This window comes from Streptomyces pimonensis, assembly GCF_041380215.1.
GTDB lineage: Bacteria > Actinomycetota > Actinomycetes > Streptomycetales > Streptomycetaceae > Streptomyces > Streptomyces pimonensis.
Map to the genome: position 1 here is coordinate 57,933 of NZ_JAHWZY010000009.1, position 22,104 is coordinate 80,036.

Annotated in this window: 19 protein-coding genes and 3 pseudogenes; 14 read left to right on the forward strand and 8 right to left on the reverse strand. The window is 72.9% G+C overall.

All coding sequences use genetic code 11. The features are described 5' to 3' along the window. Positions 1-29 precede the first annotated feature (29 nt). The 3 genes and pseudogenes from KYY02_RS11590 to KYY02_RS11600 form a co-directional block, all read right to left on the reverse strand. Positions 30-263 (reverse strand): annotated as a pseudogene (locus KYY02_RS11590) (efflux permease Rv1217c-related protein); the annotation flags it as partial. A gap of 237 nt (positions 264-500) precedes the next feature. Then, positions 501-674, reverse strand: a pseudogene (locus KYY02_RS11595) (ABC transporter ATP-binding protein); the annotation flags it as partial. A gap of 183 nt (positions 675-857) precedes the next feature. After that, on the reverse strand, positions 858-1,730 hold the full coding sequence (locus tag KYY02_RS11600) for a diacylglycerol kinase family protein (RefSeq protein ID WP_371237815.1): 873 nt from the start codon (positions 1,728-1,730) through the stop codon (positions 858-860). Between the two features lie 185 nt (positions 1,731-1,915). Here KYY02_RS11600 and KYY02_RS11605 point away from each other — a divergent pair, with 185 nt between their 5' ends. Continuing rightward, positions 1,916-3,199 (forward strand): adenylosuccinate synthase, encoded by a 1,284-nt coding sequence (locus KYY02_RS11605; RefSeq protein ID WP_371237816.1) that lies wholly within the window; start codon positions 1,916-1,918, stop codon positions 3,197-3,199. A gap of 195 nt (positions 3,200-3,394) precedes the next feature. Next, positions 3,395-3,607 carry a hypothetical protein gene (locus tag KYY02_RS11610; protein ID WP_371237817.1) on the forward strand — a complete coding sequence of 71 codons (213 nt, stop codon included), beginning with the start codon at positions 3,395-3,397 and terminating at the stop codon, positions 3,605-3,607. A 3-nt stretch (positions 3,608-3,610) separates the two neighbouring features. On the opposite strand, the gene KYY02_RS11615 is transcribed toward KYY02_RS11610, so the two are convergent. The 3 genes from KYY02_RS11615 to KYY02_RS11625 all read right to left on the reverse strand — a co-directional run bounded on the left by KYY02_RS11615 (position 3,611) and on the right by KYY02_RS11625 (position 6,583). Continuing rightward, complete coding sequence (locus KYY02_RS11615; protein WP_371237818.1) at positions 3,611-4,261, reverse strand: putative DNA-mimic protein; 651 nt, start codon at positions 4,259-4,261, stop codon at positions 3,611-3,613. 44 nt (positions 4,262-4,305) lie between these two features. Next, positions 4,306-5,079 carry a GntR family transcriptional regulator gene (locus tag KYY02_RS11620; protein ID WP_371237819.1) on the reverse strand — a complete coding sequence of 258 codons (774 nt, stop codon included), beginning with the start codon at positions 5,077-5,079 and terminating at the stop codon, positions 4,306-4,308. 148 nt (positions 5,080-5,227) lie between these two features. After that, positions 5,228-6,583 (reverse strand): aspartate aminotransferase family protein, encoded by a 1,356-nt coding sequence (locus tag KYY02_RS11625; RefSeq protein ID WP_371237820.1) that lies wholly within the window; start codon positions 6,581-6,583, stop codon positions 5,228-5,230. Here KYY02_RS11625 and KYY02_RS11630 point away from each other — a divergent pair. The 3 genes from KYY02_RS11630 (at position 6,515) to KYY02_RS11640 (ending at position 11,022) form a co-directional block, all read left to right on the forward strand. Then, positions 6,515-7,069 carry a MarR family winged helix-turn-helix transcriptional regulator gene (locus tag KYY02_RS11630; RefSeq protein ID WP_371237821.1) on the forward strand — a complete coding sequence of 185 codons (555 nt, stop codon included), beginning with the start codon at positions 6,515-6,517 and terminating at the stop codon, positions 7,067-7,069. The two genes, KYY02_RS11625 and KYY02_RS11630, sit on opposite strands and share 69 nt — an antisense overlap. A gap of 79 nt (positions 7,070-7,148) precedes the next feature. Then, positions 7,149-9,353: a serine/threonine-protein kinase gene (locus KYY02_RS11635; RefSeq protein ID WP_371237822.1), complete on the forward strand. Its 2,205-nt coding sequence runs from the start codon at positions 7,149-7,151 to the stop codon at positions 9,351-9,353. Positions 9,354-9,477: 124 nt separating this feature from the next. Continuing rightward, positions 9,478-11,022 carry a substrate-binding domain-containing protein gene (locus KYY02_RS11640; RefSeq protein WP_371237823.1) on the forward strand — a complete coding sequence of 515 codons (1,545 nt, stop codon included), beginning with the start codon at positions 9,478-9,480 and terminating at the stop codon, positions 11,020-11,022. A 9-nt stretch (positions 11,023-11,031) separates the two neighbouring features. On the opposite strand, the gene KYY02_RS11645 is transcribed toward KYY02_RS11640, so the two are convergent. Next, positions 11,032-11,778: an SLATT domain-containing protein gene (locus KYY02_RS11645; protein ID WP_371237824.1), complete on the reverse strand. Its 747-nt coding sequence runs from the start codon at positions 11,776-11,778 to the stop codon at positions 11,032-11,034. A 275-nt stretch (positions 11,779-12,053) separates the two neighbouring features. Here KYY02_RS11645 and KYY02_RS11650 point away from each other — a divergent pair, with 275 nt between their 5' ends. The 8 genes and pseudogenes from KYY02_RS11650 (at position 12,054) to KYY02_RS11685 (ending at position 19,019) form a co-directional block, all read left to right on the forward strand. Then, on the forward strand, positions 12,054-12,395 hold the full coding sequence (locus tag KYY02_RS11650) for a YbaB/EbfC family nucleoid-associated protein (RefSeq protein WP_371237825.1): 342 nt from the start codon (positions 12,054-12,056) through the stop codon (positions 12,393-12,395). Between the two features lie 77 nt (positions 12,396-12,472). Next, positions 12,473-13,072 (forward strand): recombination mediator RecR, encoded by a 600-nt coding sequence (gene recR / locus KYY02_RS11655; RefSeq protein WP_371237826.1) that lies wholly within the window; start codon positions 12,473-12,475, stop codon positions 13,070-13,072. Further along, positions 13,065-13,724 (forward strand): DUF5063 domain-containing protein, encoded by a 660-nt coding sequence (locus tag KYY02_RS11660; RefSeq protein ID WP_371237827.1) that lies wholly within the window; start codon positions 13,065-13,067, stop codon positions 13,722-13,724. The genes recR and KYY02_RS11660 overlap by 8 nt, the downstream gene beginning before the upstream one ends. Continuing rightward, positions 13,721-14,111 (forward strand): annotated as a pseudogene (locus KYY02_RS11665) (cupin domain-containing protein). The gene KYY02_RS11660 and the pseudogene KYY02_RS11665 overlap by 4 nt, the downstream one beginning before the upstream one ends. Before the next feature lie 268 nt (positions 14,112-14,379). Then, positions 14,380-15,657, forward strand: coding sequence for an aspartate kinase (locus KYY02_RS11670; protein ID WP_371237828.1), 1,278 nt, complete (start codon positions 14,380-14,382; stop codon positions 15,655-15,657). After that, positions 15,657-16,730 (forward strand): aspartate-semialdehyde dehydrogenase, encoded by a 1,074-nt coding sequence (locus KYY02_RS11675; protein ID WP_371237829.1) that lies wholly within the window; start codon positions 15,657-15,659, stop codon positions 16,728-16,730. Before KYY02_RS11670 ends, KYY02_RS11675 begins: the two co-directional genes overlap by 1 nt. Positions 16,731-17,235: 505 nt before the next feature. Beyond that, entirely contained in the window at positions 17,236-17,811 is a 576-nt protein-coding gene (locus tag KYY02_RS11680; RefSeq protein ID WP_371237955.1) for a SigE family RNA polymerase sigma factor, read from the forward strand. Further along, on the forward strand, positions 17,808-19,019 hold the full coding sequence (locus tag KYY02_RS11685) for a hypothetical protein (RefSeq protein ID WP_371237830.1): 1,212 nt from the start codon (positions 17,808-17,810) through the stop codon (positions 19,017-19,019). Before KYY02_RS11680 ends, KYY02_RS11685 begins: the two co-directional genes overlap by 4 nt. Positions 19,020-19,072: 53 nt before the next feature. Here KYY02_RS11685 and KYY02_RS11690 read toward each other — a convergent pair whose 3' ends face one another. After that, on the reverse strand, positions 19,073-19,897 hold the full coding sequence (locus KYY02_RS11690) for an SURF1 family protein (RefSeq protein ID WP_371237831.1): 825 nt from the start codon (positions 19,895-19,897) through the stop codon (positions 19,073-19,075). Between the two features lie 157 nt (positions 19,898-20,054). Here KYY02_RS11690 and KYY02_RS11695 point away from each other — a divergent pair, with 157 nt between their 5' ends. After that, positions 20,055-21,902, forward strand: coding sequence for a S9 family peptidase (locus tag KYY02_RS11695; protein WP_371237832.1), 1,848 nt, complete (start codon positions 20,055-20,057; stop codon positions 21,900-21,902). The last annotated feature ends 202 nt before the right edge of the window (positions 21,903-22,104 follow it).

Below are 22,104 nucleotides of genomic sequence, written 5' to 3' on the forward strand. Positions count from 1 at the left end.
CGAGCGGGGACCCGGACGACCGGGCGCGGCTACTTCGACTCGAGGTCCCGCCGACGGAAGCCCGCCAGTCCCAGCCACACCAGGCCGGCGGCGACGAGGGTCAGCAGGAACAGCGGCGTCCAGGCCATGTCCACGGCGGGAAGCCGGGGGACGTGGCCGAACGGGGAGAGGTTGTTCATCCAGTCCGGGAACCGGAGGATCTGGCCGAGGGAGCCGACCACGAAGGCGTACACCGGCACGATCCAGGCCGCATGGCCAGGCCGGCCGGGCTGTCCACGCTCCCGACGGCGTTCGCCCGGTCCTGCGGGTCGCGCGGTACAGCGTCCCGAGGCTGTTGGCCGTCGTGAGCGTGCCGAGGAACAGGGCCAGCAGCCGCACCGGGAGCCGGACCCGGTCCCGGCGCAGGGCGAAGCGGACCAGCGTCCGGGTTCCGGCCAGCGCGTTGCCGCCCGCGGCCGGTGTGGTGGGCGTCCGGGTGCCGGGGGCGGCGGTCGCGGAGGTCATCGCGGCTCCCCGTCCGTGTCCTGCCCGGCGCCGTGCCCGTTGGCGGCGTGCTCGTCGCCGTAGTGCCGCAGCATCAGTTCCTCCAGCGTCGGCGGGTGACCGATCAGGCTGCGGACTCCGAGCTCGGTGAGTTCGCGAACCACGGTGCCGACCTGGCCGCCGTCGGCGGTGAGACGGACCTTGAGTTCATGGAGAAGGAGGTCGAGGCGATGATGGGGCGCCGGCGGGCGCATCGGGCGGAGCGGTTCGGGAAGGAGTGGCCGATCCGCTGCGCCGGGTGGTGGCCGGTCCGTTTCCCGCCCCGCCCGGCTGCGTACAGGACCCACCGAGTTCGAGGCCCCCTGAAGCGGTCGCTACCGCGCCGGCACCGTGAGCCCCCAAGCCCCCTCCCGCACCACCCACGTCCGCGTCCCCACCGGTCCCGACACCACCGCGTCCGCGCGATAGCGGAAGTGCGCGCCCGACACGGTCACCGTCCGCCCCTCCGCCAGCAGCGGGGACGCCTCCGCCCCCACCGACGCCGGGCGCACCTCGATCTGGGCCGTCCCGGAGGCACCGGGCACGACCGAGACGCCCTCCACCGGCTGCCCCAGGTCGACGAGCATCTCCCCGTCGACCTCCACCCGCAGCCTCGTCGGCCCCGCTTCCGGCGCGGAGACGGAACCGGACGGCCGCGCCGGCACCAGGGTCCGTACCAGCGACCGGCACGTCCGCAGCCACGGACGCCCCGCCCCGCCGTCCGCCTCCCGCACCCGTGCCGTGCCGCCGAGCGGCGGGATCCGCAGCGCGCCGAGCACCACCCCGTCGCTGTCGTCCACCAGCAGGTCCATCCGGCGCTCGGCCCCGTCCAGCACGGCCCGCGCCGCCGCCACCGCCCCCGTGGGCACCCCCAGCGACCGGGCGAGGGAGACCGCGCCCCCCACCGGCACCAGGGACAGGGCGCAGTCGGCCAGTTCCCGCTGCCGGTGCAGCAGCGTCACCGCCCGCGCCAGGGCCCGGTCGTCGCCGATCACCACCGGCCGCCGCGACCCGCGCCGCGCCAGTGCCCGGGCGAACTCCTCCGGCCCGTCCGGCAGGCACACCTTGGCACTCGCCGCACCCGCGCCGATCACGTCCTTGGCGATCCGGACGGACTCGCCGTCCGTCCGCCGGGCGACCGGGTCGATGACCACCAGGAGCTGATCGGACGTCGCGGAGAAGGTCCTGGAAGTCGCCACCTCGGCCATGCCTCGCTTCCTCGGGTAGCATCTTTGTGCAAGAGCCCCTTGCGCTATTGCGCCAGGGGCTTCGTCTATTCCGGGGCATCCGGTCCGACGGTTGGCGGCCAACGGTGGTCGCGGTGCACGCGGCGGTGATCCTCCGTGTGCGCCCCTGACCTTGGACATGCCCCGCCCGGAAGGGGTGTACGCGCGTGCCCGCACTTGTGCTGCTCGGTGCTCAGTGGGGTGACGAAGGCAAGGGAAAGGCGACGGACCTGCTCGGTGGTTCCGTCGACTATGTGGTGCGCTACCAGGGCGGCAACAACGCCGGCCACACGGTAGTCGTGGGTGATCAGAAGTACGCCCTCCACCTGCTCCCTTCCGGAATCCTTTCTCCCGGCTGCACGCCGGTCATCGGCAACGGCGTCGTCGTCGACCCGTCGGTCCTGCTCTCCGAGCTGAGCGGTCTGAACGAGCGAGGCGTCGACACGTCCAAGCTCCTGATCAGCGGAAACGCGCACATCATCACGTCGTACAACGTGACGGTGGACAAGGTGAGCGAGCGCTTCCTCGGCAAGCGCAAGATCGGCACCACGGGCCGGGGCATCGGCCCGACCTACGCCGACAAGATCAACCGCGTCGGCATCCGCGTCCAGGACCTGTACGACGAGTCGATCCTCACCCAGAAGGTCGAAGCGGCCCTCGACGTCAAGAACCAGATGCTCACCAAGTTCTACAACCGGCGCGCGATCGCCGTGGAGCAGGTGGTCGAGGAGCTGCTGGGCTACGCGGACGAGCTCGCCCCGTACGTCGCCGACACGGTGCTGGTGCTGAACCAGGCGCTGGAGCAGGACAAGGTGGTCCTCTTCGAGGGCGGCCAGGGCACGCTGCTCGACATCGACCACGGCACGTACCCCTTCGTCACCTCGTCCAACCCGACCGCGGGCGGCGCCTGCACGGGCGCCGGCGTGGGTCCGACGAAGATCAGCCGGGTCATCGGCATCCTGAAGGCGTACACGACCCGCGTCGGCGCCGGACCGTTCCCGACGGAGCTGTTCGACGAGGACGGCGAGGCGCTGCGCCGCATCGGCGGTGAGCGCGGTGTCACCACCGGCCGTGACCGCCGCTGCGGCTGGTTCGACGCGGTGATCGCCCGCTACGCCACTCGCGTCAACGGCCTCACCGACTTCTTCCTCACCAAGCTCGACGTCCTCACCGGCTGGGAGCAGATCCCGGTCTGCGTGGCGTACGAGATCGACGGCAGGCGGGTCGAGGAGCTGCCGTACTCGCAGACCGACTTCCACCACGCGAAGCCGGTCTACGAGATGCTGCCGGGCTGGAGCGAGGACATCAGCAAGGCGAAGTCCTTCTCCGACCTCCCGAAGAACGCCCAGGCCTACGTCAAGGCCCTGGAGGAGATGTCCGGCGCCCCGATCTCCGCGATCGGCGTGGGACCGGGCCGCGACGAGACGATCCAGATCAACTCGTTCCTGTAGGACGTTTTCGGGACACCTTGCCTCCCCGCCTCCACCGGCGCCCCCCGACAGGGGTGCTGGTGGAGGCGGCGCGTCCTGAGGATCAGTGCGCGCGTCGACGGGGAAGAGGGCGGGCGCGATGCGTGTGATGCCCGAGGCGACGCCCGGCACGGGAGGACGAACGAGGTCGTCCGCAGCGGGAGGACGCCCGAGCCGATGGAGGCGACCCCGGGGCGGCCGCAGCCCGAGGCCGCCCGTTCCGGTCCGCTCGGTGGCCGGCGGACCTGCCTGTCCGTCGTCGGACCCGGGGACGGCTCGCGGAATCCGCCCGTCGGCGGGCCGTTCCTCGCGCACGTCGACGCCGAGGTCGGGACGGCCCCGGTGACGAACGCGGAGGACCCGCGCAAGGGGCTCTCCGCGCCGCGGTGAGCCTCAGCTGAAGACGATCATCGACCCCTGCGCCAGGCTCCGGGTCGCCGCCGCGTGCAGGCCCAGCCAGACGTGGCGTTCACGGGCGAAGGGGCTGGGGTCGTACGGGGCCGGAACGGCCGGCTCCTCCAACTCGGTGGGGCCGCGCGGGGGTTCGGGTGCCGGCGGGGGGTTCATCGGGTCGATGCCGATGGACGGAGCCACCGTCTCCAGCTCCCGCAGCAGCGCGTGGGAGGAGCCCAGAGGTCCGCCGCCCGCGAGGAGTTCGTCGTTGGCCAGGGGGCGCGGGAAGTCGACGGGGACGTACGCGCCCGCGTGGTCGTAGTGCCAGACCAGGTGGGACTGCTGGGCCGTCGCCTCGAACATCTCCAGCAACTGCTCGTAGTCACCGCCCAGTTCGTCCACCGGCGTGACCGGCAGTCCGCACACCTGGAGCAGGTGCGCCCGCCGCAGGAAGTGCAGCGCGGCGTAGTCGAAACCCGCGACCGGGGCGACCTCGCCGGTCAGCCCCGGCATGTACTGGTACACCGGTACCGGTGGCAGGCCCGCCTCGGCCAGCACCGCGTTGTACTGCGCGAGTTCCTCGGTGAACGGGTTGTCGGGCGTGTGGCACAACACGTCGACGAGCGGCACCAGCCACAGGTCACAGGCCAAAGAAGGCTCCTCACACAGCACGGTCGTCGGGATGGTCGGCGTGGTCAGGAAAGCGTATCGGCGCCCGGCGCGGGCGGCTCCCCCTGTGCGGACCCCGGTGCAGGTCCCTTACCCACACCACCGCCCGTCAGCCCTTCGACGAGGGAGAGCGCGTGCGCGTCGTACGACTCGACGATCGCACGGGCCGAATCGGCGTCCCGGCCCACCAGGGCATCGACCAGATCGGTGTGCGCGGCCCACAGGCGCCCGCGCGGATCGGGCAGCCGCCGCAGATGCTGCACCACGCACATCCACGCCCGCACGCGCAGCCGGTGCAGGAAGTCGGTGAGGTACGGATTGCCGAACACGGACCCGAGTTCGCGCCAGAAGCGCAGGTCGTAGCCGATCAGCACGGTGACCTCCCCGGCGAGGGCCGCGCGCCGCGCCTCCTCGCCGCGTCTGCGCACCCCGGCGAGGGCGGCGGCGACCGGGGGCGCGTCCGGCCGGAGATGGGCCATGCGGCCGTCGGTCAGCGCGTGGAACATCCCGTCGGTCACCAGTGTGCGGGCCTCGATCATGCCCCGGAAGTCGTCGACGGAGTACTCGTGCACCCGGAAACCCCGGTGCTGGTCGGCGTCGAGCAGTCCCTGGGCCGACAGGTCGACCAGCGCCTCCCGGACGGGGGTCGCGGACACCCCGTACTGATCGGCGATCTCCTTGACGGTGAACTCCTGCCCCGGCTGGAGCCGCCCGGCCAGCACCTCGTCACGGAGCGCGTCCGCGATCTGCTGCCGCAGGGTGCTGCGGGTCACGGAGCCGCTGCCGCTGAAGCCGGGCATGGTCGGGGCGTCTCCCTCGTCGCGTTCGAGTGATGTGCACGCGAATGTGTGCCGGCACGCCACCTTACGTGCTCGGACGGGCCCGGGTGTTCGAGCGGGCGCGAGGGGGCGCCCCCTCGCGCCCGCTCGCGCCGGCCTTCCGGAGCGGTTACTCCACGTAGCGGTCCGCCACCGACAGGGCCGCGTCCAGCGCCGCCAGGCCCTCCTCCAGCTCCGCCTCGCTCGCGTTGCACGGCGGCACCACGTGCGTCCGGTTCATGTTCACGAAGGGCCAGACGCCGGCCTCCTTCGCGGCGGCGGCGAAGGCCGCCATCGGGGCGTTCGCCTCACCGGCCGCGTTGTACGGCACCAGCGGCTCCCGGGTCTCCCGGCTGCGCACCAGTTCCAGCGCCCAGAACATGCCGGTCCCGCGGACCTCGCCCACGCTCGGGTGCCGCTGTGCCAGCTCCCGCAGCCCGGGGCCGACGACGGAGGCGCCGAGCGCCGCCGCGTTCTCGACGACGCCCTCCTGCGCCATCACGCCGATCGTCGCGACGGCGGCGGCGCAGGCCAGCGGGTGCCCCGAGTACGTCAGCCCGCCCGGGTAGGGCCGCTTGCCGAACGTGTCGGCGATCTCCCCGGAGATCGCGACGCCGCCCAGCGGGACGTACCCGGAGTTCACGCCCTTCGCGAAGGTCATCAGGTCCGGGACGACGTCGTACAGGTCCGCCGCGAACCACCTCCCGGTACGCCCGAACCCGGCCATGACCTCGTCCAGGACGAAGACGATCCCGTACTTGTCGCAGAACTCGCGCACGCCCGCGAGGTAACCGGCGGGCGGCGGCATGATGCCCGCCGTCCCCGGAACGGTCTCGAGGACGATCGCGGCGATGGTCGACGGCCCCTCGAAGGAGATCGTCGTCTCCAGGTGCTCGAGCGCCCGCGCGCACTCCTGCTCCTCGGTCCCGGCGTAGAAGCGGGAGCGGTACAGGAACGGCGCCCAGAAGCGCACCACCCCGGCCGTGCCGCTGTCGGAGGCCCAGCGGCGCGGGTCACCGGTGACGTTGACCGCCTGCTGGGTGCCGCCGTGGTACGAGCGGTACGCGGAGAGCACCTTGGGACGGCCGGTGTGCAGCCGCGCCATGCGCAGGGCGTGCTCCACGGCGTCGGCGCCGCCGTTGGTGAAGAAGATCTTGTCCAGGTCTCCCGGGGTCCGCTCGGCGATCAGCCGCGCCGCCTCCGAGCGTGCCTCGACGGCGAACGCGGGCGCGAACGTCGTCATCCGCGCCGCCTGCTCCTGGATCGCGGCGACGACCTTCGGGTGCTGGTAGCCGATGTTGGTGTAGACGAGTCCGCTGGTGAAGTCGAGGTAGCGCCGGCCGTCGTAGTCCCAGAAGTACGACCCCTCCGCCCCGGCGACGGCGAGCGGGTCGAGGAGCTCCTGCGCGGACCAGGAATGGAACACATGCGCACGGTCGGCGGCCTTGACGGCGGCCCCGACCTCGGGGTTCGGCTGAGGGGTCATGCCGCCGAGGGTAGGCCCGGGCGGTGGGCCGACGACATCGGCGGCCTGTCTGCGGCGGAGGACTTTCCGCGACAGGGTGTCGACGGGAGCGATGGACAGGAGCTGGCCCGGCCCGCCGGACTCACCGCCGCCCGGTGGCAGGTGCTCGGCGCGGTCCTCGGCGGGCCGCTGCCGGTCTCCGGGATCGCCAGGGCCATGGGCATCACCCGGCAGAGCGTGCAGCGCGTCGCCGATCTGCTGGTGGAGCGGGGGCTCGCCGAGTACCGGCCCACCCCGGCCCACCGCCGCGCCAAACTCCTCGCCCCGACCGAGGAGGGCCGCGCGGCGATCAGCCGCATCGACCCCGGCCACGCGGTCTTCGCGCAGCGGCTGGCGGAGGCGTACGGAGCGGCGTACGGGGAGGCGGAACTCGCCCGGGCGGTTCAGGCGCTGGAGCGCCTGTCCAAGGTGCTGGATACCCTCGGACCACCTGTTACGGAACCGTAGGGGTCGCCCAGCTCACCGGGTACCGGCCCCGCACTATCCTCGGGATGTTGCTCGTTGGGGGGGGGGAGGCGACGCGGTGATGGACAGGCTCGGGCCCGGGGATCCACAGGGAATCGGGGCGTACCGGCTGCTGGCCCGACTCGGGGTCGGCGGCATGGGACAGGTCTACCTCGCCCGCTCCGACCGGGGGCGCACCGTCGCCGTGAAGCTGGTCCGCGAGGAGCTGGCGCGGCAGGAGGAGTTCCGGGCGCGCTTCCGCCAGGAGGTGCATGCCGCGCGGCGGGTCGGCGGCGACTGGACGGCGCCGGTCCTCGACGCGGACACGGAGGCGCCCGTGCCATGGGTCGCCACCGGGTACGTCGCCGGGCCCAGTCTCCAGCAGGTGGTCGGGCACGACCACGGGGCGCTGCCCGAGCGCTCGGTGCGCATCCTCGCCGCCGGTCTCGCGCACGCGCTGAAGGACATCCACGCCGCCGGCATCGTGCACCGGGACCTCAAGCCGTCCAACGTGCTCGTCACCATCGACGGTCCGCGCGTCATCGACTTCGGGATCGCGCGGGCGCTGGAGACGGTGACCGACGGCGGGCTCACCCGCACCGGGGCGCTCGTCGGCTCGCCCGGCTTCATGGCGCCCGAGCAGGTGCGCGGCGACCGCATCACACCGGCCTGCGACGTGTTCTGCCTCGGCTCGGTGCTCGCCTACGCCGCGACCGGCACGTTCCCGTTCGGCACCGCAGACAGCGGTGTGCACGCGCTGATGTTCCGCATAGCCCAGGAGGAACCCGACCTGGAGCGGGTACCCGAGGGGCTCGCCGATCTCGTACGCGACTGCCTGCGCAAGGACCCGGCGGCGCGGCCCACGCTGGACCAGGTCCTGCAACGCACCGGCGCGGACGACACCGTCGTCGGCGGCCGTTCCCGCGACCCCTGGCTGCCGGGCGCCCTGGTGGCCCAGCTCGGCCGCCACGCGGTCCGCCTCCTGGACGCGGAGGACCCGGAAACCCCGGCGCCCCCCGCCCCGGCGGACACGCCTCCCACCGCCTGGCCGCCGGTCCCGCCCGGGCCGGCCGGCCCCGCCACCGCTCCGGCGCCGGCAGGGTGGCCCTTCGGGCCGTCCGGACCCGGCACGCCCGCGCAGGAGGACCCCGCCGGTGCCGTGGGAGCGGCCGGTCCCGCAGGGCGTCCCGGCGGTCCCGGTGGCCCCGGTGGCCCCGGCGGAACGGCCGCTCCCGCACCGGCGGCCGGGCATCCGGTGCCGCCCGGGGCGTCCTCCGGTGCGCCCGTCGCCGGGCAGGGTGGCTCCGTCGGTGCGGCCGGTGGTGCGGGGCGTCCCGGCGGAACGGCCGCTCCCGCACCGGCGGCCGGGCATCCGGTGCCGCCCCCCGGCGGGCACCACGTGCCGCCGGGGGCGGCGCACGCCGGTGCGCCCGTGCCGCCCGGGGCGGGGCACCCCGCCGGCACCCCCGAGCACGCCCGGGCCGCCGACGACTCCGCCGTGCCGCCCGCGGTCGGCACGGGCCCCCCGCTCCCGGCCGGGCAGCCGGGGGCGAATCACCTGCCCGCCTCCGGGGCAGGGCAGAGCACCCCCGCCCAGCCCCCGGCGCCGGGCCCGTACGGGCATCCCCAGCAGCCCGCGTACGGCTACTCCTCCAGCGGGCACGCCGCCGGCCGGACCCCGCCCTACGGGCCGCCGTTCGGGGCGGCGCCCGAACCGCGCCGGGACAACCGGTCCACCGTGTTGCTCGTGACGATCGCGCTGGTCGTCGCGCTCGCCGCCGGCGGCACCGTGTACGCGCTGATGAGCGGCGGGGAGGTCGGCCACCGCACCGGCGGCGACCCCACCGCGCCCCCGTCGCCCGGCAGCACGCCCCCGAGCACCGCTCCCACCGCCCCGGACGACGAGACGCGGCGGCCCGGCGCCTCCGCCCCCGTGGACGGGACCGTCCCCGCCGACTACCTGGGCCGTTGGTCCGCCACCATCGACAACGCGAGCGGCCGGCACGTCCGCAGGCTGATCCTCAGGCAGGGCGAGATCGGTGACACGGTCATGTCCCTCGTCGCCGACGGACCCACCGGGAGCGGTACCTACCACTGCGTCTTCGAGGCCCGGCTCACCGCCGGCTCCGGCGACCGGCTGGAGCTCGGCCCGTCCTCCGTGACGGTCGGGCAGCCGCGCAGCGCCTGCACCCCGGGTTCCGCCAGCGAGATCACCCTGCTTCCCGACGGCTCCCTCCAGCGCGTGAGCACCGGCAACGGAGAGCGGCTCACCTACACGCGGGACTGACACCCGTACCCGGCGCGGCCGTTGAACGTTCGGAGAACTCCCGCGGACGGACACCGCCGATCGCTTCGTACGGTCGTACGGTGACTGCCCGGTCGGACGTGCGGGCAGTGGCGGGGGCGGCACGATGGAGTGGCTGAGCGCGGAGAACCTGGTGGCCGTGGCGACGGCGATCCTCGGTGTGGTCGCCTCCGCCGTCATGGTCTGGTACGAGCGGCGGGTGCCGCGCCGCAAACGGATCGGGTACCGGGTGCAGTTGGACGTACCGATCGGCGACGGCCAGCGGTCGAGCCGCACCAGCCGGCGGGAGGGCTGGTTCGACACGGCGGCGGGGATGACGCACGCCAGCATGGTGCTGCTGCGCATCGAGAACGACGGCTCGCAGGCCATCGGCCGCGACGACTACCAGAGCCCGGGAAACCACGGCCTGACCGTGGAGTTCAGGGAGCGCACCATCCTCGGCGTCTCGGTCACCCAGCCCTCGGAGACCAGCCACCTCCTCGAGCACTTCACCCGGGAACGCGGTTTCGGCTACCAGGACGGCACCCTGCGCCTCCCGTGCGTCCCGCTGAACCGGGGTGCCTACTACAAGCTGCTGGTGCTGCTCTCCGGCGGTCGCGTGGGCGACGAGATCCAGCTGAGCGGCGACCTCAGCGAGGGCGACGTGCACCGCAACCGGAGCGCCACCCCGGACGACAAGGCCCCGCTGTTCAGCCGGGCGGCCCGGCTGATCACCATCACGCTCACGCTCTGCGTGGTGGCCCTGGCGGTGATCGTCGTGGCCCAGGACGACAGCCCGCCCCCCATCGGCTGCCGGAGCGGCACCCTGACCCTCACCGGATCGACGGCGTTCGCGCCGGTGCTGCGGGAGGTCGCGGAGAAGTACGAGCGGGACTGCGCGGACGAGGACCCGCGCGTCAGGGTGGACCCGCACGGGTCGGCGGCCGGGATACGGGACCTGGCGGCGGCCGGGGCGGAGGCGGAGAACGGCTCGCCGCCGTTGGTGGTCCTGTCGGACGGGCCCAAGCCGAGCGGGCTGTCCGCACTGCGCGAGAACCGGGTGGCGGTCTCGGTGTTCGCGCTGGTGGTGAACGAGGACGTGCGGCTGCGGGACCTGTCGACGACCGACGTACGACGGCTGTACCGGGGCGAGATCGCGAACTGGAGCGAGCTCGGCGGCCCGGACCTGGCGGTCCACCTCGTCAGCCGGGACGCCAACTCGGGTACGAGACAGGTCTTCCAGCGCCGCGTGCTGGGCCGGGGCGAGATCGCCCACTCCTCCGTCGACTGCGTGCACAAGGACGACCCGACCGCCCCCGTCATCCGCTGCGAACTCGACTCCACCGAGCAGGTGTTGAAGACCGTCGCCGACATCCCCGGCGCGATCGGCTACAGCGAACACGCCGGCGCCTCCCGGGCGAAGGGCCTGCACCGGCTGAACCTCGACGGCGAGGCCCCGTCCGTCGACGCCATCGAGCACGGGACGAGCTCCTACCCGTACCGGGAGATCGAGTACGCCTACACCTACGGGCAGCCGCCGGCGGACTCGCTGGTGTCGAGTTTCCTGACGTACCTCACGCGCGGCAACGGACAGGACGTGATCCGCGCCCACGGCCACCTGCCGTGCTGGACCCCGGCGGGGATGGGGCTGTGCGCACGGAACACGCCGTGACGAGCCCGTTCAGCGCGGCTCGGGCGGACGCTGGCGCGGCATGTTGGGGCGGGCCGGCCCCTGCGGGGACGGGAAACGGCCGTGCGGGAGGGGCCCCTCCGGGCGCCCGGCGCCCGCCACCGCCGTCTGGATGCCCAGCGGCGCGCCGCCCGTGCGGAACTCCACCATCCAGTCGGCCGTCTCGGCCCGCACCAGCTCCGCGACGTCCTCCGAGAACCGCCGCAGCACCGACAGGCACCGCTCCGCCGCCTCGCTCGCCGTGCCGTCCGCCGGACCGAGCACCTCGCGCACGCACTCCGACGTCCAGTCGAACTGGAAGGCCCGCAGCCGCCGCTGCACGGCCTGCGCGGTCGCCACGTCCCGCATCCAGCCGGACGTCACCCCGAAGAACCGGTCCCCGGCCACACAGGCCACCCCGAGCAGCAGCGCCAGATACCCCCAGGGCGTGGCCCCGTCGGCCACCCCGGTCAGATCGAGCAGCGGCAGCGCGGCCCCGGTCAGCGCGCCCCCGGCCGTCCCGGCCCGCAGCGCCCACGCGCACCTCCGCTTCCACAGCCGCTCCGCGAGATACCAGGCGGCCGTGTCCAGCGCGCCGCGCTCCACCCACCGGTACAGCTCGTCCAGCCGGGCCGCCGGCTCGCCCCAGTCCCCGAGCGGGAACTCCCGCCCCTCCAGATCGCCCGGCCACAGCCCGGCCGCCCCTTCGCCCCGCCCGTCCTGAGGCCGACCCTCGGGCTGCATCTCCGGCTGACCCACCCGGTATCTCCCCTGCTCGACCCCTGCTGGCCCCGCTTACTGCCCGTCCATGAAGTGTGACGCCAGGTGCTCACGCGCCTGGTCCTTCCTACCGCTCAACGGGTGGCGATGCCGGGGGTTCGGGCTCTTTTTCGCCTGGAAGATGGCTGTGATCAGGTATAAGAACCCTGCCGTGACTCACTCGAAAGAGTGCCGGGGCAACGGCCCCCGCGACCACGTAGGCTCGTGCCGAACGGTAAAACCCCTTACCGACGGACCGACCAAGGAGCCCAATCGTGATCCCCGGTGGCGGCCAGCCGAACATGCAGCAGCTCCTCCAGCAGGCCCAGAAGATGCAACAGGACCTGGCCAGGGCCCAGGAGGAGCTGGCGAGGACCGAGGTCGACGGGCAGTCGGGAGGTGGCCTGGTGAAGGCCACCGTCACCGGCTCGGGCGAGCTGCGCGGCCTCGTGATCGACCCGAAGGCGGTGGATCCGGAGGACACCGAGACCCTCGCCGACCTGATCGTCGCGGCGGTCCAGGCGGCCAACGAGAACGCGCAGACCCTCCAGCAGCAGAAGCTCGGCCCGCTGGCCCAGGGGCTGGGCGGCGGTGGCGTTCCCGGCCTCCCCTTCTGACCTCTCCGGCCTTTCCGGGACGGCCCGCGGGCCTCTACCGTACGTACTGAAGGAACACCAGGAAGGACGGCAGTCCGTTGTACGAAGGCGTGGTCCAGGACCTCATCGACGAACTGGGGCGGCTGCCCGGCGTCGGTCCCAAGAGCGCGCAGCGGATCGCCTTCCACGTCCTCCAGGCGGAACCGACGGACGTACGGCGTCTGGCGCACGCGCTGATGGAGGTCAAGGCGAAGGTCCGCTTCTGCGCGACCTGTGGGAACGTCGCGCAGGAGGAGCAGTGCAACATCTGCCGCGACACCCGCCGCGACCCGGCCGTCATCTGTGTCGTGGAGGAGCCCAAGGACGTCGTGGCGATCGAGCGGACCCGTGAGTTCCGCGGGCGCTACCACGTCCTCGGCGGCGCGATCAGTCCCATCGACGGGGTGGGCCCGGACGACCTGCGCATTCGGGAGCTCCTGGCCCGCCTGGCCGACGGCACCGTCACGGAGCTCATCCTGGCCACGGACCCCAACCTCGAGGGCGAGGCCACGGCGACGTACCTCGCCCGCATGATCAAGCCCATGGGCCTGAAGGTCACCCGCCTGGCCAGCGGCCTCCCGGTGGGCGGCGACCTGGAATACGCGGACGAGGTGACCCTCGGCCGCGCCTTCGAGGGGAGACGACTCCTAGATGTCTGATGCCACGCTGCACGCGACGGACCAGAACCCGGACGACTTCGCGGTCCAGATCGCGGATCAGATCGAGAGCTTCCTGGTCGCCGTCACGGAGGTCGCGAAGGGCGACGAGCCGGACTCGGCCGTCCCCTTCCTCCTCCTGGAGGTCTCCCAGCTCCTCCTGGCCGGTGGCCGCCTGGGCGCACACGAGGACATCGTCCCCGAGGAGCGCTACGAACCCGACCTGGGTCCCGAGGCCGACGTGGACGAACTCCGCGAGAACCTCGCCCGTATGCTGGAGCCGATCGACGTCTACTCGGAGGTCTTCGACCCCTACGAGCCCCGCAAGGCCCCGGTCCCGGCCCGGATCTCCGACGACCTCACCGACGTCGTCACCGACCTCCGCCACGGCCTGGCCCACTACAAGGCCGGCCGCACCACGGAAGCCCTGTGGTGGTGGCAGTTCTCCTACTTCTCCAACTGGGGCTCCACGGCGTCCGCGGCCCTGCGCGCCCTCCAGTCGGTGGTCGCCCACGTCCGCCTCAACCAGCCCCTCGCCGAACTCGACGGCCTGGACACCGACCAGGGCATGGGCGACGACACCCTGGAGTTCGAGGCGGGCAAGGTCATGGCCGAGGAGATCGGCACCCCGCTGGGCGTGCGGCCGCTCACCTGACCGGCCGCGTGTGCGTGGGCAACGCGGGCAGGGACGCGGCGCTGGGCCGGGGCCGGATCCTCGGTCGCTTCGAGGACGCCGGGGACCCGCGGCACAGCGAGGCGGTGGAGGCCAGGTGGGGCGTCCATCCGCGCGGCGACGAGCGGGCGCAGTGGGGGAGGGCGAGGAACGCACCGCTCTCCTGCTCCTCGTCAGCGGCCGGTTGCGGGTGGAACCCCCGGCCGCCGCATCGTTTTGGAAGAGCAGGGCGACCACGTCGTGTGAGGGCGCGGAACCGACCACTCCTGGTCCGCGGAGGAGGAGTCGGCCGTGCTGACCGTCCGATGGCCGTCCGTGCCCGGATACGCGGTGGCGGACCGGGCGGACGGGGACGGAAACGTCCGATGAGTCCGTCGACCGGACGACTGCCCGGTCGACGTGTCCGAGCGGCACCGAGCCCGTCGACGACCTCGTCGACCGAACCCGCCGTGTGACGCGGGTCGCTTTTCCGAGTGGGCCGGGCCGGGATGGGCAGGAGCCCCCTGCACGAGTGGCCGGATGTCTCATCATGCGATATCGCAGAGGGGTTTTTCGGACGCTCGATAGACTGAGCCGACCGCAGCGGACACCTGTGTGTGCCGACTGCGGAAAACGACGGACTGAGCGAGGAGCGCACGTGGGCCTTGTCGTGCAGAAGTACGGAGGCTCCTCCGTAGCCGATGCCGAGGGCATCAAGCGCGTCGCCAAACGGATCGTGGAAGCCAAGAAGAACGGCCACCAGGTGGTCGCCGTGGTTTCCGCGATGGGCGACACGACGGACGAGCTGATCGATCTCGCCGAGCAGGTTTCCCCGATCCCTGCCGGGCGCGAACTCGACATGCTGCTGACCGCCGGAGAGCGGATCTCCATGGCCCTGTTGGCCATGGCGATCAAGAACCTGGGACACAACGCCCAGAGCTTCACCGGCAGCCAGGCAGGTGTCATCACCGACTCGGTCCACAACAAAGCCCGCATCATCGATGTCACGCCGGGCCGGATCAAGGCGTCGGTGGACGAGGGCAACATCGCCATCGTCGCCGGCTTCCAGGGCGTCAGCCAGGACACCAAGGACATCACCACGCTGGGTCGCGGTGGTTCCGACACCACCGCCGTCGCCCTCGCCGCCGCGCTCGACGCCGAGGTGTGCGAGATCTACACGGACGTGGACGGTGTGTTCACCGCCGACCCGCGCGTGGTGAGCAAGGCCCGGAAGATCGACCGGATCGCGTTCGAGGACATGCTCGAGCTGGCGGCCTCCGGGTCCAAGGTGCTGCTCCACCGCTGTGTGGAGTACGCCCGCCGGTACAACATCCCGATCCACGTCCGTTCGTCCTTCAGCGGACTGCAGGGCACGTGGGTCAGCAGCGAGCCGATGAAGCAAGGGGACAAGCAGGTGGAGCAGGCTCTCATCTCCGGTGTCGCGCACGACACCTCCGAGGCCAAGGTCACGGTCGTCGGCGTGCCGGACAAGCCCGGCGAGGCCGCCTCGATCTTCCGCACGATCGCCAATGCCGAGATCAACATCGACATGGTCGTGCAGAACGTGTCCGCCGCGTCCACGGGGCTGACGGACATCTCCTTCACCCTGCCGAAGACCGAGGGCCGCAAGGCCATCGACGCGCTGGAGAAGAACAAGGCCGCGATCGGCTTCGACTCCCTGCGCTACGACGACCAGATCGGCAAGATCTCCCTGGTCGGCGCGGGGATGAAGACCAACCCCGGCGTCACGGCCGACTTCTTCACGGCGCTCAGCGACGCCGGTGTGAACATCGAGCTGATCTCGACCTCCGAGATCCGCATCTCGGTCGTCACCCGCAAGGACGACGTGCCGGAGGCCGTCCGCGCCGTGCACTCCGCGTTCGGGCTCGACTCCGACACCGACGAGGCCGTGGTCTACGGAGGCACCGGCCGCTGATGGCCGGCGCCGCGGGGCCCGGACGTTCCGGGCGGCCGACGCTCGCGGTCGTGGGAGCGACCGGGGCCGTCGGCACGGTCATGCTCCAGATCCTGTCCCAGCGGGCGGACGTCTGGGGCGAGATCCGACTGATCGCCTCCCCGCGCTCGGCCGGCCGCAAGCTGGCCGTGCGCGGGGAGGAGGCCGAGGTCGTGGCGCTCACCGAGGAGGCCTTCGACGGGGTCGACGTCGCGATGTTCGACGTACCCGACGAGGTCGCCGAGCGGTGGGCGCCCGTCGCCGCCGCGCGGGGCGCGGTGGTGGTCGACAACTCCGGCGCGTTCCGGATGGACCCCGAGGTGCCGCTCGTCGTTCCCGAGGTCAACCCGCACGCCGTGCGGAGGCGCCCGCGCGGGATCGTCGCGAACCCGAACTGCACCACCCTGTCGATGATCGTCGCGCTGGGCGCGCTGCACGCCGAGTTCGGCCTGCGCGAGCTGGTGGTCTCCTCGTACCAGGCGGTCAGCGGCGCCGGACACGCGGGCGTGCGGACCCTGCGCGAACAGCTGTCCCTGGTGGCCGGCACGGAGCTGGGAACCCGCCCCGGCGACGTACGGCGGGCCGTGGGGGACAACACCGGGCCGTTCCCGGAGCCGGTCGCGCTGAACGTCGTGCCGTGGGCCGGGTCACTGCGCGAGGACGGCTGGTCCTCGGAGGAGATGAAGGTACGGGACGAGACCCGCAAGATCCTCGGCCTGCCCCACCTGCCCGTGGCGGTCACCTGCGTACGCGTCCCGGTGGTCACCACGCACTCCCTCACCGTGCACGCCCGCTTCGAGGGAGAGGTCACCGTCGACAAGGCGCGCGAGATCCTCGCCACGGCGCCCGGCGTGGTCCTGTTCGACAACCCGGCCGCTGGGGAGTTCCCCACCCCCGCCGACGTCGTCGGCACCGATCCGACCTGGGTCGGGCGGGTACGGCGGGCCCTGGACGACCCCACCGCGCTGGAGCTCTTCGTGTGCGGGGACAACCTGCGCAAGGGGGCGGCGCTCAACACCGCGCAGGTCGCCGAACTCGTAGTGGTTGAACAGTGAAAAGTTCTGAATCGCACGGCATTCGTTTGTAGGATCTATTTAAGTCTTGCGAGCCGGATTCCCGGCCGGAGCCTCTTGATCGGGACGTTCCGGCAGCCGAGGATTGAGCGGGGCTCGCACGAGGATCCACCTCCCCGTTCTCCGCAACCGTGCGGAGGGCGGGGAGCGTCTTTGCGGTCACCCTCACCGGGGAGCGTGGGGGCGGTGCTCTCCGGGCGTGGGGACGTCCGGAACCGGGCGTGGGGACGTCCGTTCATATGGGACACAGGGGAAGAGCGGGACGCATGAGGGCATTTGATGTGCTGTCGGTGGTGCTGCCTGACGCGGCCCGCCGACCGGCCCGACCGGCCGCCGTAAAAGTGACGCCCGGCGCGTACAACCCTTGCCAGGGGAAGCGTGTCCAACTGGCGTGGCTGAGGTACTCGACTTCACAGCGTCGCGCGGCACGGCCCTTCGGCCGCCCCGCCAGGCTCGCCGACCCCGCATGTCCGGCGCGTCCGGCGGCATGCCGGTGATCGCGCCCATGCCCGCAGCACGCCCCGCCCGCATACCGAATCAGCGCGACGGCGCCGACGACGTCGTGGCGGCCGGCACCACCGTCGACCACCTCACCGAGACCTACCGCGCGCACTACCGCTCGCTGTTGGGCCTCGCGGCGCTCCTCCTCGACGACACCGCCTCCTGCGAGGACGTCGTGCAGGAGGCGTTCATCCGCGTCCACTCCGCCCGCAAGCGCGTCCGGGACCCGGAGAAGACCCTGGCCTATCTGCGCCAGACGGTCGTCAACCTGTCCCGCTCCGCGCTGCGCCGCCGCATCCTCGGCCTCAAGCTGCTCTCCAAGCCCATGCCCGACATGGCGAGCGCGGAGGAGGGCGCCTATGACCAGTTGGAGCGCGACTCCCTCATCAAGGCGATGAAGGGCCTGCAGCGCCGCCAGCGCGAGGTGCTGGTGCTGCGCTACTTCGCGGACATGACCGAGGCGCAGGTCGCCGAGACCCTCGGCATCTCGCTGGGCTCGGTGAAGGCGTACGGCTCCCGCGGCATCGCGGCGCTGCGGCTGGTCATGGAGGAGCCGGCATGAGCGACGGCGAGGGCGCGCGGCGCGAGGAGCACGGGCCGGAGGACCGGGGGGCCTCCCGCCCGTCCGGCGCCGCGCGGGAGTCCGAGGGCGTGTCCGCGCCCGAGGAGGCGGGGGGATCCGGAGACGGGAACGAACCGAAGCACACGCACGCTGGGAACGGAACTGTGAACGACGGTTTGGACGGACAGGGCTCCGAGGGGCTCGACGCGGACGAGCTGGCACTGCGTACCCTGCTGCGGCAGGCGGTGCGGGAGGTGGAGCCGACCGACGGCACCCTGGACCACCTGCGCCGGGCCGTCCCCGCCCGCCGGGCCCGCAAGCGCCAGGCCCTCGTCGGCGCGGCCGCCGCCGCCCTCTTCCTCGGCACCGCCGTCCCCGCCCTCGTCCACGTCTCCGGCGGCACCGGCTCCGACGCCGATCCCTCCGCCGTCGGCCACGCCGCGCAGGCGCAGGGCGGCACCGGACAGGGCAAGGACCCGGAGGGCGGTGAGAGCACCGCGGGCGGCGCTTCGGACCAGATCGAGGGGACCGGCAGGAACGACAGGAAGGACGAGGACGAGGACGGGGCGAGCCCCGGCTCCGGTACGGGCGCGACGGAGGGGACCGCCCCCTCGCCCAGCGCCGCCGCCGGGACGCCCGCCTGCACCGCCGCCCAGCTCGGCCCGGCGACGGCGTTCAGCAACGCCCCCGATTCCACGGGCGCGGTCTACGGCTCGTTCCGGGTCGTCAACGTCTCCACCGCGATCTGTACCGTCGAGGCCGCCGGCTCCGTGAACGTGGTCCCGCAGGGCGCCGCCGACACCGGGAAGGTGGGTTCGGCGCGGCATGTGGCGGGGGACGCGGCGGCCGGACTGCCCGACCCGTCGCTGGAGGCAGCGCAGTTGGTGCTCAAGCCGGGGGCGGCGTACGAGGTGAAGTTCGCCTGGGTGCCCTCCGAGACCTGCACGGCTCCGGGCGGCAGCACGGGCGGCGACACCGGCGAGCCCTCGCCCGACCCGACCCCGAGCGGCGCCCCGACCACGACGGCCGGTGCGTCCACGGACGCCGACAGCGGCACGGTCGCCCAGCTGGTCAGGGAGGACGGCGTCGGGGACGGCGGTGTGGCGGTGACGTACACGCCGCCCACGGGCACCGGCTCGGCCACCACGACGCTGAGCAACGCGTGCGCGGGTACGGTGTACTACACGGGCCTGCTGACGGGGGCGTGACGGGGCGTTCTCCGGTGGCTGCTGTCGGTCCGTCGGTCCGGTCCGGTCCGCTGTCAGACCGCTGACGGACTCGACTGCTCCGGTTCCCGCTTCCCGGCCTGGTCCTCGTCCTGGTTCCCGTCCGGGACCAGGCCCAGTTCCGCGTCGCGGGCCTGCTCCACCTCGCGGCGGAGCAGGCGGAACCACATGAAGATCACGAAGCCGACGAAGGCGAACCACTCGGCGGTGTAGCCGAGGTTCTGGAACGCCTTCAGGTCCAGCCCGGTGCCGCCCGGCACGGTCGCCGGCACCGCCCGCATCCCCGAGTCGCCCCGGTTGAGCGTGACCCAGGCGTCGTACACGTCGTACTCCACGAGGTTCACCAGCGACGCCGAGCTGATCGCCGCCGTCTGCCCCTCGGGCAGTCCGCCGCGGGCGCTGACACCGTTGCTGCCCGGGGTCTCGGACGCCTGGAGCGCGCCGGTGACGGTGACCTCACCGGTGGGTGCCGCGGGCACCTCGGCCGGGTCGGGGGTGCCGGGCAGCCAGCCCCGGACGACGGGCAGCGCGCGGCCGGTGCCGGTGCGCAGCAGGGTCAGGACGTAGTAGCCCTCCTTGTCGTCCAGCGTGCGGTCGGGCACCAGCAGCTGGGTGTCGTACCGGCCGCTCGCGGTGGCCTGCCTGCCGGAGGTGGCCTTGGTCACGGGCAGCAGCTCGTCCAGCGGCCTGGCCACCTCCCGCTTGTCCGTGGCGATCCGCGCCTCGGCGTCGCGGTGGCTGTCCACCCGGTCCTCGAACCGGCCCAGCTGCCAGGACCCCATGAAGACGCAGAAGGGGATGGAGAGCAGCAGGAAGACGTTGATCCCCCACCAGCGGGGCGTCAGCAGAAACCGGTACACGCCCTCAACGGTACGGGTTTGCGGGCGGTTCACGTCCCGCGGGGTCGCCGTGCCGCGGGCCGTCCCCGCGAGGCGTCGGTGAAAGACCGGGAAGAAGTTGTCCACAGGCTGAGGGGCTCGGCGGCGCGATGCCCTCCCGGACGGGCAGTATGGGGTCATGACTGAGAGCAACGCGTTCGACGCGCCGGGCCGGGCGGACCACCAGACCGAGCGAGTGGAACAGGGCGCGGACATGCCCGACTGGGAGAAGCGCTTCCGGGCGCCCCGGGTGTCCCTGCCCGACTGGGCGGAGGACGCCCCCGACCGCTCCCTGTTCGTGTCGAACGCGACGGGGACGTACGAGCTGTACGCCTGGGACCGGGCGACGGGCGAGCAGCGGCAGGTGACGGACCGGCCCAACGGCACGACGGACGGCGTGCTCTCGCCGGACGGCGAGTGGATCTGGTGGTTCGACGACAAGGACGGCGACGAGTTCGGCGTGTGGCGTCGGCAGCGGTTCGCGGGCGGCGAGGACGAGCTCGCGGTACCGGGCCTCGACCCCTCGTACCCGGCGGGACTCGCGCTGGGCAGGGACGGCCGCACGGCGGTCGTGGGCCGTTCCACGGACGAGGACGGCACGACGATCCACCTGGCCCGCACGGGCGAGGGGCCCGTGGAGATCTACCGGCACCGCGAGTCGGCGGGCGTCGGGGACCTCTCCCACGACGGTTCGCTGATCGCGGTGGAGCACACCGAGCACGGTGACGCGATGCACTCCGCGCTGCGGGTGCTGCGGCCCGACGGCACGACGGTCGCCGAGCTCGACGACACCGAGGGCGGCACGCGGGAGCTGGGTCTCGAGGTGCTGGGCTTCGCGCCGGTGGCGGGCGACACCCGGCTGCTCATCGGGCACCAGCGGCGCGGACGCTGGGAGCCCCTGGTGTGGGACGCGGCGACGGGGGAGGAGACCGACCTCGCGCTGGAGCTGCCCGGTGACGTGAGCGCCGAGTGGTATCCGGACGGCACGGGACTGCTCGTCGTGCACGGCTTCGAGGCCCGCGGCGAACTGTTCCGCTACGACCTGGCCGAACGCCGGCTGGTGAGGATCCCCACCCCGCGCGGCGCGGTCTCGGGTGCGACGGCCCGGCCCGACGGCAGTGTGGAGTACCTGTGGTCGTCGGCGGCCCGGCCGCCGGCGGTGCGGTCCACGACGGGCGGGATGGTCCTCGACCCGCCCGGGATGAAGTCGCCCGGATCGGTGCCGGTGGAGGACGTGTGGGTGGAGGGTCCGGGCGGGCGCATCCACGCGCTCGTCCAGAAGCCGGCCGGCGCGAACGGTCCGCTCCCGACGGTCTTCGACATCCACGGCGGCCCCACCTGGCACGACAGCGACTCCTTCGCGGCCGGCCCGGCCGCCTGGGTCGACCACGGCTACGCGGTGGTCCGCGTCAACTACCGGGGCTCCACGGGCTACGGCCGTGCCTGGACCGACGCGCTGAAGCACCGGGTGGGCCTGATCGAGCTGGAGGACATCGCGGCGGTGCGGGAGTGGGCGGTCACCTCCGGTCTCGCCGACCCGGCCCGGCTTGTCCTCACCGGCGGTTCCTGGGGCGGCTACCTCACCCTGCTCGGCATCGGCACGCAGCCCGACGCGTGGGCGGTGGGCATCGCGGCGGTTCCGGTCGCCGACTACGTCACGGCGTACCACGACGAGATGGAAGCCCTGAAGGCGATGGACCGCACGCTGCTCGGCGGTACCCCGGAGGAGGTCCCGGAGCGCTTCGAGGCGTCCTCCCCGATCACCTACGTCGACCAGGTCAAGGCCCCGGTCTACATCTCGGCGGGCGTCAACGACCCCCGCTGCCCCATCCAGCAGATCGAGAACTACGTCAAACGCCTCGAGTCCCGCGACGCGGTCCACGAGGTCTACCGCTATGACGCCGGCCACGGCTCCCTGGTGGTCGACGAACGCATCAAACAGGTCCGCCGGGAGCTCGCCTTCGCAGCCGAACACCTCCCCGCATAGCCGCGGGCGACCGAGCCGCCCCGCAGCTGCGGGGCGGTCACGCACCACTGCGGGCCGTCGTGCCGCAGGGGGCGGCACCCACCCCCTGCGCCTCCGTAGCCACGGCGTCGTGCCGCTGGGGCGGCACGGGTGGGCGCAGCGGCGCCCCACGTGCGCGGGCAAGTGAAGCCAGCCCCCGCCCAGCGGCAGCTCCGCGCACCGT